At 59.9% G+C, this 16,548-nt stretch carries 16 protein-coding genes and 1 tRNA gene; 11 read left to right on the forward strand and 6 right to left on the reverse strand.

Annotation, left to right across the window (positions count from 1 at the left end):
- Positions 1 to 96 precede the first annotated feature (96 nt).
- Genes AB2L51_RS07450 through AB2L51_RS07460 form a run of 3 tightly spaced genes read left to right on the forward strand, consistent with a single transcriptional unit; the run spans position 97 to position 1,831 of the window.
- Complete coding sequence (locus AB2L51_RS07450) at positions 97 to 681, forward strand: malonic semialdehyde reductase (protein WP_395582031.1); 585 nt, start codon at positions 97 to 99, stop codon at positions 679 to 681.
- Positions 681 to 1,373 carry a tRNA (adenosine(37)-N6)-threonylcarbamoyltransferase complex dimerization subunit type 1 TsaB gene (gene tsaB, locus AB2L51_RS07455; protein ID WP_400921360.1) on the forward strand — a complete coding sequence of 231 codons (693 nt, stop codon included), beginning with the start codon at positions 681 to 683 and terminating at the stop codon, positions 1,371 to 1,373. Before AB2L51_RS07450 ends, tsaB begins: the two co-directional genes overlap by 1 nt.
- On the forward strand, positions 1,373 to 1,831 hold the full coding sequence (locus AB2L51_RS07460) for a GNAT family N-acetyltransferase (RefSeq protein WP_395582029.1): 459 nt from the start codon (positions 1,373 to 1,375) through the stop codon (positions 1,829 to 1,831). The genes tsaB and AB2L51_RS07460 overlap by 1 nt, the downstream gene beginning before the upstream one ends.
- Positions 1,832 to 1,910: 79 nt before the next feature.
- On the opposite strand, the gene purD is transcribed toward AB2L51_RS07460, so the two are convergent.
- Positions 1,911 to 3,200, reverse strand: coding sequence for a phosphoribosylamine--glycine ligase (purD, locus tag AB2L51_RS07465; RefSeq protein ID WP_395582028.1), 1,290 nt, complete (start codon positions 3,198 to 3,200; stop codon positions 1,911 to 1,913).
- A gap of 43 nt (positions 3,201 to 3,243) precedes the next feature.
- Here purD and xseA point away from each other — a divergent pair, with 43 nt between their 5' ends.
- From xseA to AB2L51_RS07485, 4 genes are all read left to right on the forward strand, one after another.
- Complete coding sequence (gene xseA, locus AB2L51_RS07470; protein ID WP_395582027.1) at positions 3,244 to 4,692, forward strand: exodeoxyribonuclease VII large subunit; 1,449 nt, start codon at positions 3,244 to 3,246, stop codon at positions 4,690 to 4,692.
- 97 nt (positions 4,693 to 4,789) lie between these two features.
- On the forward strand, positions 4,790 to 5,131 hold the full coding sequence (locus AB2L51_RS07475; RefSeq protein ID WP_395582026.1) for a hypothetical protein: 342 nt from the start codon (positions 4,790 to 4,792) through the stop codon (positions 5,129 to 5,131).
- Between the two features lie 85 nt (positions 5,132 to 5,216).
- A tRNA-Leu gene (locus tag AB2L51_RS07480) sits at positions 5,217 to 5,303 on the forward strand.
- A 31-nt stretch (positions 5,304 to 5,334) separates the two neighbouring features.
- A complete protein-coding gene (locus tag AB2L51_RS07485; protein WP_395582025.1) occupies positions 5,335 to 6,510 on the forward strand; it encodes a phosphoserine transaminase in 1,176 nt (391 codons plus the stop codon).
- 217 nt (positions 6,511 to 6,727) lie between these two features.
- On the opposite strand, the gene AB2L51_RS07490 is transcribed toward AB2L51_RS07485, so the two are convergent.
- From AB2L51_RS07490 to AB2L51_RS07510, 5 genes are all read right to left on the reverse strand, one after another.
- The gene (locus tag AB2L51_RS07490; RefSeq protein WP_395582024.1) at positions 6,728 to 8,119 is read right to left on the reverse strand and encodes an NAD-dependent succinate-semialdehyde dehydrogenase; all 1,392 of its coding nucleotides are present in this window, start codon (positions 8,117 to 8,119) and stop codon (positions 6,728 to 6,730) included.
- A gap of 37 nt (positions 8,120 to 8,156) precedes the next feature.
- A complete protein-coding gene (adhP, locus tag AB2L51_RS07495) occupies positions 8,157 to 9,185 on the reverse strand; it encodes an alcohol dehydrogenase AdhP (RefSeq protein ID WP_395582023.1) in 1,029 nt (342 codons plus the stop codon).
- Between the two features lie 65 nt (positions 9,186 to 9,250).
- Positions 9,251 to 10,666: an NAD(P)(+) transhydrogenase (Re/Si-specific) subunit beta gene (locus AB2L51_RS07500; RefSeq protein WP_395582022.1), complete on the reverse strand. Its 1,416-nt coding sequence runs from the start codon at positions 10,664 to 10,666 to the stop codon at positions 9,251 to 9,253.
- Position 10,667: 1 nt separating this feature from the next.
- Positions 10,668 to 10,994, reverse strand: coding sequence for an NAD(P) transhydrogenase subunit alpha part 2 (locus AB2L51_RS07505; RefSeq protein ID WP_166115435.1), 327 nt, complete (start codon positions 10,992 to 10,994; stop codon positions 10,668 to 10,670).
- On the reverse strand, positions 10,994 to 12,142 hold the full coding sequence (locus AB2L51_RS07510; protein WP_395582021.1) for an NAD(P) transhydrogenase subunit alpha: 1,149 nt from the start codon (positions 12,140 to 12,142) through the stop codon (positions 10,994 to 10,996). The genes AB2L51_RS07505 and AB2L51_RS07510 overlap by 1 nt, the downstream gene beginning before the upstream one ends.
- Positions 12,143 to 12,552: 410 nt before the next feature.
- Between AB2L51_RS07510 and AB2L51_RS07515 the strand changes: the two genes are divergently transcribed.
- The 4 genes from AB2L51_RS07515 (at position 12,553) to sdhA (ending at position 16,529) form a co-directional block, all read left to right on the forward strand.
- Positions 12,553 to 13,575, forward strand: a complete 1,023-nt coding sequence (locus AB2L51_RS07515) for an aspartate-semialdehyde dehydrogenase (RefSeq protein ID WP_166115355.1) — start codon at positions 12,553 to 12,555, stop codon at positions 13,573 to 13,575.
- A gap of 137 nt (positions 13,576 to 13,712) precedes the next feature.
- A complete protein-coding gene (sdhC, locus tag AB2L51_RS07520; protein WP_166115358.1) occupies positions 13,713 to 14,186 on the forward strand; it encodes a succinate dehydrogenase, cytochrome b556 subunit in 474 nt (157 codons plus the stop codon).
- Between the two features lies 1 nt (position 14,187).
- Positions 14,188 to 14,601 (forward strand): succinate dehydrogenase, hydrophobic membrane anchor protein, encoded by a 414-nt coding sequence (gene sdhD, locus AB2L51_RS07525; RefSeq protein WP_166115360.1) that lies wholly within the window; start codon positions 14,188 to 14,190, stop codon positions 14,599 to 14,601.
- A gap of 116 nt (positions 14,602 to 14,717) precedes the next feature.
- Positions 14,718 to 16,529: a succinate dehydrogenase flavoprotein subunit gene (gene sdhA / locus AB2L51_RS07530; protein ID WP_166115363.1), complete on the forward strand. Its 1,812-nt coding sequence runs from the start codon at positions 14,718 to 14,720 to the stop codon at positions 16,527 to 16,529.
- Positions 16,530 to 16,548: the final 19 nt, after the last annotated feature.

Consider the following 16,548-nt stretch of genomic DNA (forward strand, 5'->3'; position numbering starts at 1 on the left):
CCCGCAAAGGTGGCTCTTTCCGGCGCGGGATGCTTGCCTTAAAAGAGGAAGGTCACGCGCCGGAGCAGGCTGGCGTAGCAGGAGGCAGGACAGAACATGTTGGACGCAAGTGGGTTAGAACTGCTGTTTACAAAGGCGCGAACCCCCCTGCGCTGGACGACCCGCCCTGTGGAGGAGGCCTTGCTGCGCCAGATATATGATCTGGTGCGTATGGGGCCGACTTCGGGCAATTGCTGCCCTGCCCGCATTGTTTTTATTACAGGCTCCAGTGGGCGCGAAAAACTGCGCCCTGCCCTGTCCGCAGGGAACGTCAACCGGGTTATGGGGGCCCCGGTTATAGCCATACTTGCCCATGACCCGCTGTTTTTTGAAGAGCTTCCCAAGCTGAGTCCGGGGGAAGAGCTGCGCTCCTGGTTTGCCGCCGATGTCGGCTTGTCTGAGGAAACCGCTTTTCGCAATGGCACGTTGCAGGGTGGGTATATGATCATGGCCGCCCGCGCCCTTGGGCTGGATGTTCTGCCCGTTTCTGGGTTTGACCAGTCCGTGGTGGAAGACGCTTTTCTGGCCGAATGGGGCTGGCGCGCCAACTTCCTGCTCTGTCTGGGGTATGGGGACTTCGCAGGCCAGCCCGAGCGGGCTCCCCGGCTTGAGTTTGATCAGGCCTGCCGGATTGTAGATTAGTGGTGCAGCGTATTCTGGTGCTCGACGGGAGCCCCGCGGGCGATCATGCCTGTGGCACGGCGGCCTGCGTTACCAATACAGATGGCGTGTTGCAGGTGCTTGCCTTTAGGCAGGAGGCTGGCAAGCAGGCAGCAGAAGGGCTTAGCCTGCTGGCAGCACAGGTTTTGCAGCAGGCTGGCTGGTCACGCGCACAGGGGAGTGCGCCGGATCTGGTTGCGGTTGTGGTGGGGCCGGGGTCTTTTACCGGCCTGCGGGCGTCCTGTGCTGCGGCGGCAGGGTATGCCGTCGGTGTGGGGTGCCCGGTTGTGGGAGTCACGAGGGCAGAGGCTCTGGTCCCGGAGCTGGATGCCGCCCTTGCCGCCCAGCCAGCTCCCATGGCAGGCTGGCTGGTGGTGACCGCCGCCCGGCGTGGCCGCGTCTTTGTGGAAGACAGGCTGGGCGCGCGGGCCGTAACCCTGGCAGACTGGTCCGCTCCGCAGGGTCAGTGGCTGGTTGCGGGTGAAGCCCGCGCTGATCTGGTTTTTCCCTCCGCGATTCTATGCCCGATTACCCACCCCGATGTAGAGCAGGTTGCCGCTACGGCCCTGCGCCGGATACGTGGGGACTTGCCGCCGCGTGGAGCACTGCCCGTTTACGTGGACCCGCCGGAGGCCAAACTGCCAGCCAATGGGTTGCGGGCTGCTCCGGTCTAATGGGTCTGCCGCAGATGCAGCTTGTGGGGGTGGGGCACGCGGCTGTGCTGGCCTGCCTGCATACGCAGTGTTTTGCCCCGCAGGAACAGTGGGACACAGCCGCCATGCTCGGCCTGCTCGGCTCGGCCGGTGTTTGTGCCGGGCTGGTGCTGGTGGGGGAACAGCCCGCGGGGTTTGTCATGCTGCGCTGCGTGGCGGGGGAGGCAGAAATCCTGACCCTGTGCGTCTTGCCTGCGTACAGAAGGCAGGGGCTGGCCGCGCAGTTGGTGGCATGGAGTCTTGCCTATGCCAGAGTGCAAAAGGCCGAAATGGTTTTTCTGGAAGTCTCGGTCGGGAACCCTGCGGCACAAAAGCTGTATGAGCAGGCAGGGTTTGAGCAAAAAGGCCTGCGCCGGGCCTATTACCCTGATGGGGCTGATGCCCTTGTGCTTGGGCATGTTCTGGAGTGTCGCGGGTAAGACCCATGCCGCCGAGGGTGCCGTGCGGCATGGGGGTCTGGTTTATGGGGCTAGACTGCCCCGGTTTTTACCCGGTTGCTTACAGGGCGCGGTTGCCAATATCCGTCCGCCATACCGCACCATCCCACGTAATGGCCTTAACACCGGCATAAGCGCGCTTCTGGGCGTCTTGCACCGTGTCCGCCAGAGCGCAGACAGCCAGCACACGCCCGCCTGAAACCACCAGTTCTCCTGCCATGTTCTGTGTGGTGCCTGCCTGAAAAACCCGCACCCCTTCCAGAGCATTGGCTGTGTCCACCCCATGGATCACGGCCCCTTTTTCCGGGCTGCCGGGGTAACCCCGTGCCGCCATGATCACGCAGACCGATGCCTGATTGGAAAACGTAATGGGGGCCACGTCCAGCCGGTCCTCAGCCAGTGCCTGCAAGGCGGGCAGCAGGTCCGATGTCAGGCGCGGGAGCAGGGCTTCGGCCTCGGGGTCCCCAAAGCGCACATTGTATTCGATCAGCGATGGTCCGTTTTCGGTCAGCATCAGTCCGGCAAAAATAACGCCCCGGAATGGCGTGCCCCGGCGCACCATTTCGCGCAGCATGGGGCGTACAAGCAGGTCCAGTGCGGCTTCCTGCTCTGCCCGGGCAAAGCCTTTTGGGGGGGATACAGCGCCCATACCCCCGGTATTGGGGCCTGTATCCCCATCTCCGATGCGTTTGTGGTCCTGTGCCGCACCAATCAGGCAGGCGGTTTCCCCCGCACAGAAGGCAAAGAGCGAAACCTCTTCCCCCACAAGGCAATCTTCGATCACTACGCTGCGCCCGGCATCGCCCAGTGCGCGACCTGTCATCATATCCGTAATGGCGGCCTCGGCTTCGGCTACGGTTGTCGCAACAACAACGCCCTTGCCCGCAGCCAGCCCGTCGGCCTTGACCACTATGGGCGCGCCTTTGCGGCGCACATAGGCAATGGCGGAGGGCGCATCCGTAAAGCGTTCCCATGCCGCGGTGGGAATCCCCGCCGCATCGCAGACTTCCTTGGTAAAGCTCTTGCTGCCTTCAAGCTGGGCGGCGGCCTGCGTGGGGCCGGCACAGGGCAGGCCCGCCTGTGCGCAGGCATCGGCCAGCCCTGCGACCAGTGGCGCTTCGGGGCCGGGCACCACCAGATCAATCTTCTGCTCGCGGGCAAAGGTTACAAGGGCTGCCACATCATGCGCGCCAATGGGCACGTTGGTTCCGCAACAGGCTGTGCCGGGGTTGCCGGGGGCAATGAACAGCGCGGAAAGTGCTGGGGATTTGGCCAGTGTTTCGGCCATGGCATGTTCGCGGCCGCCTGAGCCTACCAGAAGTACGCGCAATTCTTTTCTCCTGCTGTTCATGTCTGCTCTTTCAGGGCGAGCGTCTGTAGCATAGGTTATGCGGATGCACGAAGAGTTTGGAGCCGCCTCCCCATCTGGCGGCAATGTCCCTGAATATACGGTTTCGGAAATTTCCGGCGCAATCCGGCGTACGCTGGAGGGGTCGTTCAGCCGCGTGCGCGTGCGTGGTGAAATTACGGAATTCAAACGCTACCCCTCCGGGCACATCTATTTTTCGCTCAAGGATGAGCAGGGCAAGATTTCCGGCGTGGTCTGGCGTGGCAGTGTAAGCCGCCTTGGGCTGGTGCCTGAAAACGGGCTGGAAATTATTGCCACCGGCAAGGTCTCCGCCTATGGCGAGCGCTCAAGCTACCAGCTTGTTGTGGAACGCATGGAATATGCGGGTGAGGGCGCATTGCTCGCCCGTATTGAACGCCTGCGGATAAGGCTGGGGGAGGAGGGACTGTTTGACCCCGCCCGCAAACGCCCCATTCCCCTTCTGCCGCGCGTGATCGGGCTTGTTACATCCCCGCAGGGGGCCGTGCTGCACGACATCTGCACAACGCTCAGGCGGCGCTTCCCCCGGCCTGTGGTGGTGTGGCCCGTGCCCGTGCAGGGTGAGGGGGCCGCAGCCCAGATTGTGGCTGCCATTAACGGTTTTTCCGCGCTGGATGGCACAGGGGCCGTGCCTCGGCCCGATGTGCTGATTGTCGCGCGTGGTGGCGGCTCGCTCGAAGACCTGATGGCCTTTAATGATGAAGGCGTGGTGCGGGCGGCCGCAGCCTGTTCCATCCCCCTGATCTCGGCCGTAGGGCATGAGACGGATACAACCCTGATCGACTTTGCATCCGACCGCAGAGCGCCCACCCCCACAGCGGCGGCAGAAATGGCCGTGCCTGTGCGGAGCGAACTGCTGGCCGAAATTGAACATCGCGCCGCCCGTGCCACAGGCGCACTGGCCCGGCAGATGCAGACCGCCCGCCTGCGGATGGACAGGGCGGCCGCTGCGCTACCGGACCTGCCCGGCCTGGTGCAGACCGCGCGCATGCAACTGGATGACCGTGCCCGCAGGCTGGACGTGGCCCTGCCTGCCCTTGTCCGCCGCCGCAAGGCGGACCTTGTGGCGGTGGAGCGGCACATGCCTGCGGTGGAAACACTTCTGTCCGGCCGCAGAACACGGCTTGCCGTATTGGGTGGCGCGTTTGTGGGGGGCATGCAGCATACCCTGCAACGGCAGGAAGTGCGGCTGGGCGGCTGCCGCGTGTCCTCCGCTCCCCTGATGGCGCTTTTGCGTGAGCGGCGGATCGCGCTGGCTGGAGCCGCCGGGCAACTGGAGGCCGTATCCCCTCAGGCCGTGCTGGCCCGCGGTTATGCGCTGGTCACAGCAGATGGCCACCCCGTGACAAAAGCCGCAGGGCTGAGAAGCGGACAGCAGGTTGACCTGACTTTTGGCGATGGCTCCTGCCGGGCCATTATTGGTGGCCAACCGACGCAGGGCCTGCTGGACCTGTAAGCCTGATGTTGGGCTCAGGCGTGTAACCGGGTTATGCTGGCCTTCCCTGCAACTGTGTGGGCAACAAGCCACCGCGTGCTGAAAGACTGAAGAGCGCATGTTCATACCTGTTCGTATTCCGGCTTTGGGGTCTGTCCTTGTGCTTGGGCTGCTGGCCGGGTGCGCCAGCCAGCCCACCCGTATTCCCCCGCAGAGCTTTGCACCGGGGCTGAGTGCGCCAACCTCGCCCCCTGCGAATGAAAGCCAGTTGGTGAATGACCCCTCCGCTCCTGCCAATACACCCCTGTGCGGGGTTGCTGCACGGGAGGCCGTGGCCATGGCAGTGCAAAACTACCCCCAGCCACTGGCTGTAGGGGGGAGTTGCGTGCGCAATACATGTTACAATACCCAGACCGGCACCTACATTGCCGCAGACGGTACGCAGAGGGTCTGCCGTTAGGCGGGCCTGAAGTGCTTTGTGCGACAAATGCCGCCAACAAACCCTTTTCCGGGCGGCAAATTGCTGGTAGGGGAAAAAGCAGTTCGCGAGAGTGACGGAACTGGTAGACGTAGTCGACTCAAAATCGACCGCCCTTACGGGCTTAGGGGTTCGAGTCCCCTCTCTCGCACCAGACTTGTCCCTCCCTCTTCTCGGCCAAGGTTATGAACGCCCTTTCCCCTTCCGCTTCGTCCCGTCCGGCCATTCGCCCGCTCAATCCCTGTTTTTCATCCGGACCGTGCGCCAAGCGCCCGGGGTGGAGCCTTACCGCGCTGGATAAGGCGCTGGTTGGCCGCTCTCATCGCTCGCCAGAAGGGCGTGCGCGGCTGAACGAGGTTATTGTACGCTCCCGTAAAATTCTGGGTGTGCCCGAAGGCTGGCGGGTAGGCATTGTGCCTGCGTCCGACACGGGTGCGGTGGAAATGGCCCTGTGGTCCCTGCTGGGCGAACGCCCGGTGGACGTGCTGGCGTTTGAGAGTTTTTCCGCCCTGTGGGCGCAGGATATCGTAACCCAGCTCAAGCTGGACAAGACCCGCGTGCTCAAGGCCGATTACGGCCAGTTGCCAGACCTGAACGAAGTCAACTGGGCGCATGACGTGGTTCTGGCATGGAATGGCACCACCTCGGGCGTGCGCCTGCCATCTGCTAATGCCATTCCCGCCGGGCATGAAGGGCTGGTGATCTGCGATGCCACCTCCGCCGCCTTTGCCATGGATCTGCCATGGGACCGGCTGGATGTGGTAACATGGTCCTGGCAGAAAGCTCTTGGGGGCGAGGCCGCACATGGCATGATCGCGCTTTCGCCGCGAGCTGTGGAACGGCTTCAGACCTTTAAGGCACCCCGCCCGCTCCCCAAGATTTTCCGTATGACCGCCAAGGATGCGCTGATCGAAGGCATTTTTAAAGGCGATACCATCAACACCCCTTCCATGCTGTGTGTGGAAGATGCGCTGGACAGCCTGCAATGGGCGGAATCAGTCGGAGGGCTGGAAGGGCTCAAGGCCCGGTCTCAGGCCAATCTGGCGGCTGTTGCCGCATGGGTTAAAACCACGGACTGGGTCTCCTTTCTGGCGGAAAAGGAGGAGGAGCGTTCCTCTACCGCCATTTGCCTGCGGATTATCGCACCATGGTTTCTGGCTCTGGAGCGGGACCGGCAGATGGCAACCGTCCAAACAATGCTGGCTGTGCTGGATAAGGAAGGCATTGGCTTTGACCTTGCCAGCTACCGTGACGCTCCCGTGGGCCTGCGCATATGGGGCGGTGCTACGGTGGAAACAGCTGATATTGCGGCCTTGCTGCCCTGGCTGGACTGGGCGTTTGCACTGGTTGTGCCTGCATAATTCTGCCTGAAGAGGGGTAACCCTGACCAGTATTGTGAAAAGACCGTGTGCCAGATACACGGTCTTTTTTTATGCTCGCTCTGCGCGGAAAATACTACTGACGAAAAAAAGCATGATGGGTATGGGATATTTGCAAACACTTGGTCTGATGGCCAGATAAAAAAAGGCGGAAGGATCACTCCTTCCGCCCTTTCTGGCTAACGCTGTTCAGAAAGCATCAGAACGGTGCGTCAATGTCCACAATATCAATCAGCTTGGCATTGACGAACTCTTTCAGCCCAAGGCCCAGCAGTTCGCGGCCAAAGCCCGAGCGCTTGACGCCACCAAACGGCAGGTCGGCCTTAACCATGGTCGGGTGGTTGATATAGACCATGCCGGTATCAATCCGGCGGGCCAGTTCCGCACCACGTTCTTCGTTTTTGGTGAAGATGGAGCCACCAAGCCCGTAGGGGGAGTCATTGGCAATTTCAATGGCGTGGTCAGCATCTTTTGCACGGAACAGCATGGTCACCGGGCCAAAGAATTCCGTGTGGCGGGCCGGGTTGCCTTCTTCCAGATGGCTCAGGATAACCGGACGGAAGAAGCAGCCTTTGTTGGGCATTTCCAGCGGAATTTCTTCCGCTTTGGCGCCCTGTGCCACGGCATCGGCAACCTGCTGCTTCAGCCCATCGACAGCCCCGCGAGAGGAGAGGGGCGGCAGCGTGGTGGCGGGGTCCATCGGGTCGCCCATACGCAGTTGGGAAATGCCTTTGCGGTACAGTTCAACAAATTTGTCGTAAACGCCGTCTTCCACAATCATGCGCTTGGCGTTAACGCAGACCTGACCACCGTTCCAGTGGCGGCCATAAACGGCCCACTTGGCAGCTTTTTCAATATCCGCATCGTTCAGCACGATCAGGGCATCGGACCCGCCGAGTTCCATGGTGCATTTTTTAAGTGCGAGCCCCGCTTCGGAAGCAACTTTGGCACCAGCGCCTTCGGAGCCGGTCAGGGCCACACCACGTACGCGGATATCGGCAATAATCTTGGCAAGCTGGTCACGCGTTGGGTAGAGGTTCTGGAACCCGCCTTCAAGCAGACCGGCATCGTGCATCAGTTTTTCCATGGCGGCGGCACACTGCGGCACGTTGGATGCGTGCTTGAGAATAACCACGTTACCAGCAGAAAGCTGCGGCGCAATAATGCGGGCTACCTGATAGTAGGGGAAGTTCCACGGTTCGATAGCCAGCAGAATGCCCTGTGCTTCGAACACGATCTTGGCGCGACCTTCCTTGACGGAGGCAAGGGGGAGCACTTCAGGTGCCAGAAGGCGCTCGGCATTGACAGCATAATATTCGAAAATTGCAGCGGACAGCTCGGTTTCTGCCTTTGCTTCGGCATAGAGCTTGCCCATTTCCAGCGTCAGCAGCTTGGAGTATTCGTCTACATTGGCGCGCAGCAGATCGGCCGCTTTTTGCAAAATGCGTGCACGTTCAGCAAAAGTTGTGTTTTTCCATTTTTTGAAGGCCGCATGTCCCTTGTCCAGTGCGGCATCGACCTGAGCATCGGTCGGGTTCGGAAAAACCTTGACCTGTTCTTCAGTAAAAGGGTTTGTCGTTGCGTAAGCCATGGAAAAAATCCTTCTGGTTCGTCAATATTGAAGGTGGTTAGTTTCTGAAATCCAGAACAACACGCCCTTCAACACGACCATGCTCGAGATCATCAAATATCTGATTGATGTTTTCAAGCCGATCAGTTTTGGTAACCGAGGTCACTTTCCCTTCAGCAAAGAAGGAGAGAGCTTCGATCATGTCCAGCCGGGTACCGACAATGGAACCGCGGATGGTAATGGCGTTCATGACCATATCAAAAATGGAAATGGGGAAGTCCCCCGGCGGCAGACCGTTCAGGACCAGTGTGCCGCCAGCACGCACATACCCCATGGCCTGAGAGAACGCCTTGGTGGAAACAGCCGTGATCAACCCCCCATGAGCGCCGCCGACTTCCTTCTGGATAAAGGCCGCCGGGTCGGTTGTCCTGGCGTTAACGGTGTGTGCGGCGCCAAGTTTCCGTGCGGTTTCAAGTTTGGCGTCGTCAATATCAACCGCGATCATGTTCAGGCCCATGGCCACACCGTACTGGATGGCCATTTGCCCCAGCCCGCCCGCACCAGACACCGCAACCCAGTCCCCTGCGTGCGTGTCGGTCATTTTCAGACCCTTGTAAACGGTCAGACCCGCGCACAGAACCGGTGCGACTTTAATGGGGTCCACCCCCGCAGGAATATGGGCGACATAACCCGGGTCCGCCACCACATATTCCGCAAAGCAGCCATTAACGGAATAACCGGTATCTTCCTGTTTCTGGCAAAGGGTTTCCCAGCCCGCATAACAGTGCTCGCAATGACCACAGGCGGAATACAGGAAGGGCACACCAACGATGTCCCCCTTTTTAATCCAGTCAACATTGCTGCCAATTTCCACAACCGTGCCTACGCCCTCATGTCCGGGAATAAAGGGCAGGGTCGGCTTTTTGGGCCAGTCCCCATTGGCTGCGTGCAGGTCCGTGTGGCAGACGCCGCATGCGATCATCTTGACCAGGATCTGGTTGGAGTTGATGGAGGGAATGTCCAGTTCCTCAAGCGTGAGCGGCTTGCCAAATTCATGGACCACAGCGGCTTTCATCTTGCCTGACATAATCTACGCCTTTTGTTGCAAACAAAAAAAACGGGAGGGACCGTCTGGTGCCCTCCCGTTGGCCGTTAGGCGGTGCCGAGCGCCTTGACGGCTTCGACCATTTTGGAGAGCACAGCCTGTGCATCCCCAAAAACCATGGTGCAGTTCTTCTGGAAGAAGAGCGGGTTCTGCACCCCGGAATACCCTGTGCCGGACCCACGTTTGATGACAAAGACCTGACGCGCTTTGTAAGCGTTCAGGATCGGCATGCCATAAATGGGGGAGGATTTGTCGGTCAGGGCTTCGGGGTTGACCACGTCATTCGCACCAATAATCAGGGCAACATCGGTGGTGGCAAAGCTGTCGTTGATATCATCCATATCGTAAATCATGTCGTATGGAACGCCAGCTTCGGCCAGCAGCACGTTCATGTGCCCCGGCATGCGGCCTGCCACGGGGTGAATGGCAAATTTGACATCCACACCATCAGCCACAAGCATTTTAACAAACTCGTACAGCTTCTGCTGCGCCTGCGCCACGGCCAGACCATAGCCGGGCACGATGATCACGCTGGACGCATACCGCATGGAGGTGGCCGCATCCGACGGGTCGGCAGACTTCATTTCCCCTTCGGGGCCTTTGGCGGAGCTTGTCGTATCCCCGAAGTTGCTGAACAGCACGTTGGAGAGCGAGCGGTTCATGGCTTTTGCCATCAGGGCGGTCAGCAGCGTACCAGCCGAGCCGACAACCATGCCTGCAATCATCAGGGCAGGGTTGCCCATCACGTAGCCTTCAAGGCCCACGGCCAGGCCGGTAAAGGCGTTGTAGAGCGAGATCACCACCGGCATGTCTGCCCCACCAATAGGCAGGGTCATGCAGATCCCGAACAGAAGGGCCGCACCAAAGAACAGAATACCGGGCAGAACACCTTCGGGCGTGCCGTATTGCATGACTGCCAGCGCGCCGAGGGCGAGCGAGATCAGGAACAGGGCCGCGTTGAAAAACCGCTGCCCGCCAAAGCGCACGGGTTTTCTCATCCGTCCGTCAAGCTTGGCCCATGCGATGATCGAACCGGTAAAGGAGATACAGCCAATAAGCGCACCCACGATGGTAACGCTCAGATGCAGGCCGGATGTGGCATGGTCGGACAGGAGGCTGACCGCAGCAAGGGATGCCGCGGAGCCACCGCCCATGCCGTTAAAGATGGCGACCATCTCCGGCATGGCGGTCATCTGCACCGTGCGGCCGCGCCAGCCAGCCCACAGGCAGCCCAGCAGCAGGGCCACAACGGCCAGTGCGACATTGACCAGCAGATGCGGGCGTGCATCGGGGCTGACATTGAACAGGTTGAGGAACGTGGCCCCAACCACAAACACCATGCCGTAGCCTGCGGTGACAATGCCCGATACGGCGGTTACGGGGGAGGACATGGCCTTCAGCCCGTAAATGAACAGACCTGAGGCAATCAGTCCGCTCAGGCCAACAATGTATTCGATGAACATGTTACTGCTGGCCTTTTTTCTCTGTTGTCGGCTTCTGGCTCGGGCGGAACATGGCCAGCATGCGGTCGGTTACGACGTAGCCGCCCATAACGTTCCCGGCTCCCAGAAAAACGCCAACAAACCCGATAACCTGCCCGGTCAGCGTGGTGGCGTTGAACAGAACGTCCAGCGCGCCAACCACCACAATACCGTGAATGAAGTTGGAGCCGGACATAAGGGGCGTATGGAGGATGGAGGGCACCCGGCTAATCACCACGTAGCCGGTAAACGCGGCCAGCATGAAGATGTAGAGGGCGATAATGAAGGTCATGGATGTTACGGAATCCATCATGCTTTCTCCGCTGGTGTGCCTTCGATGACCGCCTGGATGGCGGCATTGGTAATCTTGCCATCATGGGTCAGGGTGGTGCCGGTTATGACTTCGTCTGTAAAATCGGGCTTGAGCACACCATCATGCAGAACCTGCTCAAGCAGGTTGTAAATGTTCTTGGCGTAGAGCTCGCTTGCCTGTGCCGCCAGACTGGAGGGCAGGTTGGTCGGACCAACCATGACCACGGGACCAACCTTGATGGTCTCGCCCGCTTTGGTGCCTTCGCAGTTGCCGCCGTTGGGCGCGCCCATGTCCACCACAACGGAGCCTTCCTTCATGGCTGCAAGCTGTTCGGCGTCAATCAGGCGGGGGGCTTTGCGGCCGGGGACCGCGGCTGTGGTAATGATCAGGTCGGCCTGTGCGATATGCTGCGAAAGGGTGGCCCGGACCTTGGCTTTTTCATCCGCTGTCAGTTCACGGGCGTAACCGCCTGCGCCGCGTGCATCAATGCCCGTATCCACAAACTTGGCGCCAACGGATTCCGCTTCCTCCTTGGTTTCGGGGCGTACGTCGTAGCCTTCGCACACAGCGCCGAGGCGGCGTGCCGTGGCGAGCGCCTGCAGGCCCGCAACCCCCAGCCCCATGACCAGCACGCGGGCCGCACGCAGCGAGCCAACGGCGGTGGTCATCATGGGCAGGATTTTCTGCATGTGCACACTGCCCAGCAAAGGCGCATAGTACCCTGCAAGGGCTGCCTGACTGGATAGGGCGTCCATGGCCTGTGCCCGGCTGATACGCGGAATAAGCTCCATGGCAAACGTGGTGATCTTGCCATCGCGCAGCGCCTTGACCAGATCAGGTTGTGTCTGGGCGTAAATGAAGGAAACCAGCAGGGCGCCGGGCTTCATCTGTTTGACGGTCTCGACCGATGGAGGCTGGACGGAGAGCACAATATCCGCATCGGCGACCAGTTTCCCGATATCGGGCTCCTGCGTTACTTCCGCCTTTGTGTAGGCATCGTCCGTGTAGGTTGCAGCACTGCCCGCTCCCTGCTCCAGAACAAGATTTGCCCCAAGCTTGGCTATGCGCTGTGCTACCGCGGGAATCATGGCAACCCGGCGTTCGTCGGGCTGCGTTTCCTTCAGGATGGCAATTTTAACGGTCACGTTCTTTTCCCAATGCATTCTGTATGGGGTGAGGAGGGACCGGGATGGCAGGGTAGAAAAACGGTCATCCTCCACAACTTCTTCTGACTGATATGACAAACATATCTGAAAAAGGTTGCATTGATATGCGTCAAAGAAACCTTTTCTACGGGAAATAAAAATATTTTTTTCATTATTGCATTTTTTAAATAAGTCTCAGATGCCGTCTCTTGTAATGTCCCGAGCGGCTTTTGATCCGCGCGGGCCTATTCCGCTCAGTCCCTGGCCCGGCCAGAACAGAAGGACGGGAAAGCTATGGGGTGAGCAATTCCATTTGCTGCCGGAATGGTCTAGGGTTCGCGCGATTGAACGGCTCCCGTACGGGGGTGCGTTTTTCTGGTTTCTAACGTGCTCTGAATCAAAGGTGGATTATGGGTTATCGGGTTGCTGTTGTAGGCGCGACAGGTGCGGTGGGGCGGGAAATCCTCAAGACACTGGCCGAACGGGAATTCCCGGTGGATGAGATTGTCGCACTGGCCTCCCCGCGTTCTGCCGGGCGTGAAGTCTCGTTCGGGGATCGCGTTCTGAAAGTCCAGAACCTTGAAACCTTTGATTTCAAGGGTTGGGATGTCGGGCTGTTCTCCCCCGGTGGGGCTGTGTCCGCCAAGTATGCGCCCATTGCCGCCAAGGCTGGCTGCGTTGTGATCGACAACACATCCCACTTCCGCATGGAGCCGGATGTGCCGCTGGTGGTGCCCGAGGTTAACCCGCTGGCGCTCAAGGACATGAAGCGCAACATTATTGCCAACCCCAACTGCTCGACCATTCAGATGGTGGTGGCTCTCAAGCCCCTGCATGACCTGTTTACCCTCAAGCGGGTTGTGGTCTCCACGTATCAGGCTGTATCCGGCGCGGGGAAGGATGGCATGGACGAGCTGTTCTCCCAGACCCGTGGCAGCTTTGTGAACGACCCGCCCAAGATCGAGCAGTTCCAGAAGCAGATCGCCTTCAACTGCATTCCCCAGATCGACCGTTTTATGGATGACGGTGCGACCAAAGAGGAATGGAAGATGCGAGTCGAGACCAAAAAAATCCTCGATCCGGACGTGGAAGTGCTGGCAACCTGCGTGCGTGTTCCGGTGTTTGTCGGTCATTCCGAAGCCGTTATTGCCGAGTTTGCCGAGCCTGTGGACCTTGAGCGCGCCCGTGCGGCCCTGCGGGAGTCCGAAGGGGTTGTCCTGCTCGACCAGCGCGAAGATGGCGGGTACGTGACCCCGCTTGAGTGCGTGGGTGAAGATGCAACCTATGTGTCACGCCTTCGTGTCGATCCGACCGTCCCGCACGGTCTGGCGTTCTGGTGTGTGTCCGATAATCTGCGGAAAGGTGCGGCTTTGAACGCGGTTCAGATCGCTGAAACCATGATCGCACTTGATCTGCTGCCCAGACACGCCTGAGTGAGAATCCTGCCCCTCTCGGTCTCGTGTTGATCCGTTGAATTGACCGGGCCGAGCCACGGGGCGTAGGACAAAAACGATGCAAAACGCTGGATGCAACCAGCGCTCAGGGATAGACACGGGGTACGAGGCTGACAATGCAGGATATCCGTAAGGCCCTCTATGTAGGGAGCCGAAGTGACGGCACACTGATCCAGCGGCCCATGTCGCCGCACTTGCAGGTGTACCGTTACCGGCTTTCCATGGTTCTTTCCATTTCAAATCGAATCACGGGAGTGATCGCCACAGCTGGCGCCGCGCTTGGCGTTTGCTGGCTTGGCGCTGCGGCCAAGGGGCCAAAAGCCTATGCTACGGCGCGCAAGGTAACGGGCAACCCGCTGGGCCAGCTTGTGCTGGTAGGATGGCTGGCTTCGGTCGTTTACCACACGGTCGGCGGCATCCGGCATCTCATCTGGGATGCGGGATACCGGTACGACAAGGAAGAGCTGAACAAGGATGGCCCAGTGGCGGTGGGTGTTACAGCCGGTGTAAGCACCGTGCTGGCCGTCGCCCTGCTTGCTGTGGCGGGGTGCCGCAGAAGCAAACGCGCCAAAGCCGGGAAGGTATCCTGACATGAACGCTTCTGTTCCACATATTGAAGTCATGCGCTCCCAGCTTGGGCGCGCACGCGGGCTGGGTGCGGGGCATTCCGGCACAAGCCACTGGTGGGCCGAGCGCGTTTCCGCCGCCAGCCTGCTGCCGCTTTCCACATGGTTTGTTGTGCAGATGTTCCGCCTTGGCGGGGCAGACCACGCCGAAGTGGTTAAATGGGGCGGCAAGCCCGTTAACGCCACCATGCTGGCAGCACTGATCATTACCACTTTCTACCATGCGCAGGTTGGCCTGCAGGTTATTGTGGATGACTACGTGCACGGCAAGGCGCACCTGCCTACCCGCCTGCTGGTCAAGATTGGCACGTCCCTTATGGGCCTGCTTGGCGTATTTGCCGTGATCAAGCTGGTGGTGCGGAGCGGTTCCGGCAAGTAAGCCGGGCACCTGCCCACAGATAAAAGAGCCTTGTGCCGCCGACGGAACAGGTCGGATACGCGGTGGCATGAACCTGAACGACTGACAGGCCGAACGCATATGGGAGCGCCGTCACGATGAATGCCAATTCCTCTCCTTCTCGGGGAGCTTACCGGATTGTTGATCACGCATATGATGTTGTGGTCGTGGGTGCAGGTGGTTCGGGCCTGCGTGCAACGCTGGGTATGGGGGCCGCGGGCCTGAGCACAGCGTGCATTACCAAGGTTTTTCCCACCCGCAGCCACACGGTGGCCGCACAGGGTGGTATTGGTGCCTCCCTAGGCAACATGGCCGAGGATAACTGGCGCTGGCATATGTATGACACCGTAAAGGGGTCTGACTGGCTGGGCGATCAGGACGCCATCGAGTTCATGGTGCGCGAGGCCGTGCCCGCCGTGCAGGAACTGGAACATTTTGGTGTTCCCTTCTCCCGCACGGAAGAAGGCAAGATCTACCAGCGCCCCTTTGGTGGCCATATGAGCGACTTTGGCAAGGCGCCGGTGCCCCGTGCATGCGCTGCAGCCGACCGCACGGGCCATGCCATTCTGCACACGCTGTACCAGCAGTGCCTCAAACATAACGTTGAATTCTTTATAGAATACTTCGCCATCGACCTGATTATGGATGATGAAGGTGCCTGCCGTGGCGTTATGGCCTGGTGTCAGGACGATGGCACGATCCATCGCTTCAATGCCAAAATGGTGGTGCTGGCTACGGGCGGTTATGGCCGTGCCTACCAGTCCTGCACATCGGCTCATACCTGTACGGGTGATGGTAACGGCATGGTCATGCGTGCGGGCCTGCCCACACAGGATATGGAGTTTGTGCAGTTCCACCCCACGGGGATCTACCCCGCAGGCTGCCTGCTGACCGAAGGGTGCCGTGGTGAAGGTGGTTACCTGACCAACTCCGAGGGTGAGCGCTTTATGGAGCGTTATGCTCCTACTGCCAAGGATCTGGCCTCGCGCGATGTGGTGTCCCGCGCCATGACGATCGAGATCAAGGAAGGGCGCGGCTGTGGTCCCAAAAAAGACCACATCATGATGCATCTGGAGCATCTGGGCTCCGACCTGCTGCATGAACGTCTGCCGGGTATTCTCGAAACATCGCGTATTTTTGCCGGTGTGGACGTAACCAAGGAACCCGTACCCGTTCTGCCGACCGTGCATTACAATATGGGTGGTATTCCCACCAATATTCACGGCGAAGTCGTGCGTCCCACAGCGGATAACCCCGATGCGGTGGTGCCGGGCCTGATGGCCGTGGGCGAAGCCGCGTGCGTATCCGTGCATGGTGCAAACCGCCTTGGCACCAACTCCCTGCTTGACCTGATCGTGTTTGGTCGTGCGGCGGCCCGCCGTGCGGCGGAAGTGGTCAAGCCGGCAGACTTTGTGCGTCCGCTTCCCGCAGGGGCTGGCGAGTTTGCTCTCGATCGTCTGGACAAGCTGCGTTACGCCAAGGGTGGGACCAAGGTTTCCGCCATGCGTGACCGCCTCCAGCGGGATATGCAGGCCCATGCCGCCGTGTTCCGTACGCAGGAAAGCCTGCAGGAAGGTGTAGACAAGATCCGTGACATCTGGAGTGGTCTGGGCGACATCTCCGTTTCCGACAGCTCACTGATCTGGAACAGTGACCTGATGGAAGCGCTGGAGTTCGAGAACCTGCTGGCCAACGCAACAGCCACGCTTGAAAGTGGTCTGGCCCGGCACGAAAGCCGTGGCGCGCATGCCCGCGATGACTTCCCCGAGCGTGATGACAAGGAATGGCTCAAACATTCCGTTTCGTGGCTGGATGACAAGGGGGGCGTCAAGCTGACCTACCGGCCCGTGCATATGAAAACCCTGACCGACGATGTCGAGGTTTTCCCACCCAAAAAGCGCGTTTACTGATCCGCAGGGCAAAGGGAGG

Origin of the sequence: Acetobacter fabarum (genome assembly GCF_040702925.2) — a bacterium.
GTDB classification, from domain to species: domain Bacteria; phylum Pseudomonadota; class Alphaproteobacteria; order Acetobacterales; family Acetobacteraceae; genus Acetobacter; species Acetobacter fabarum_B.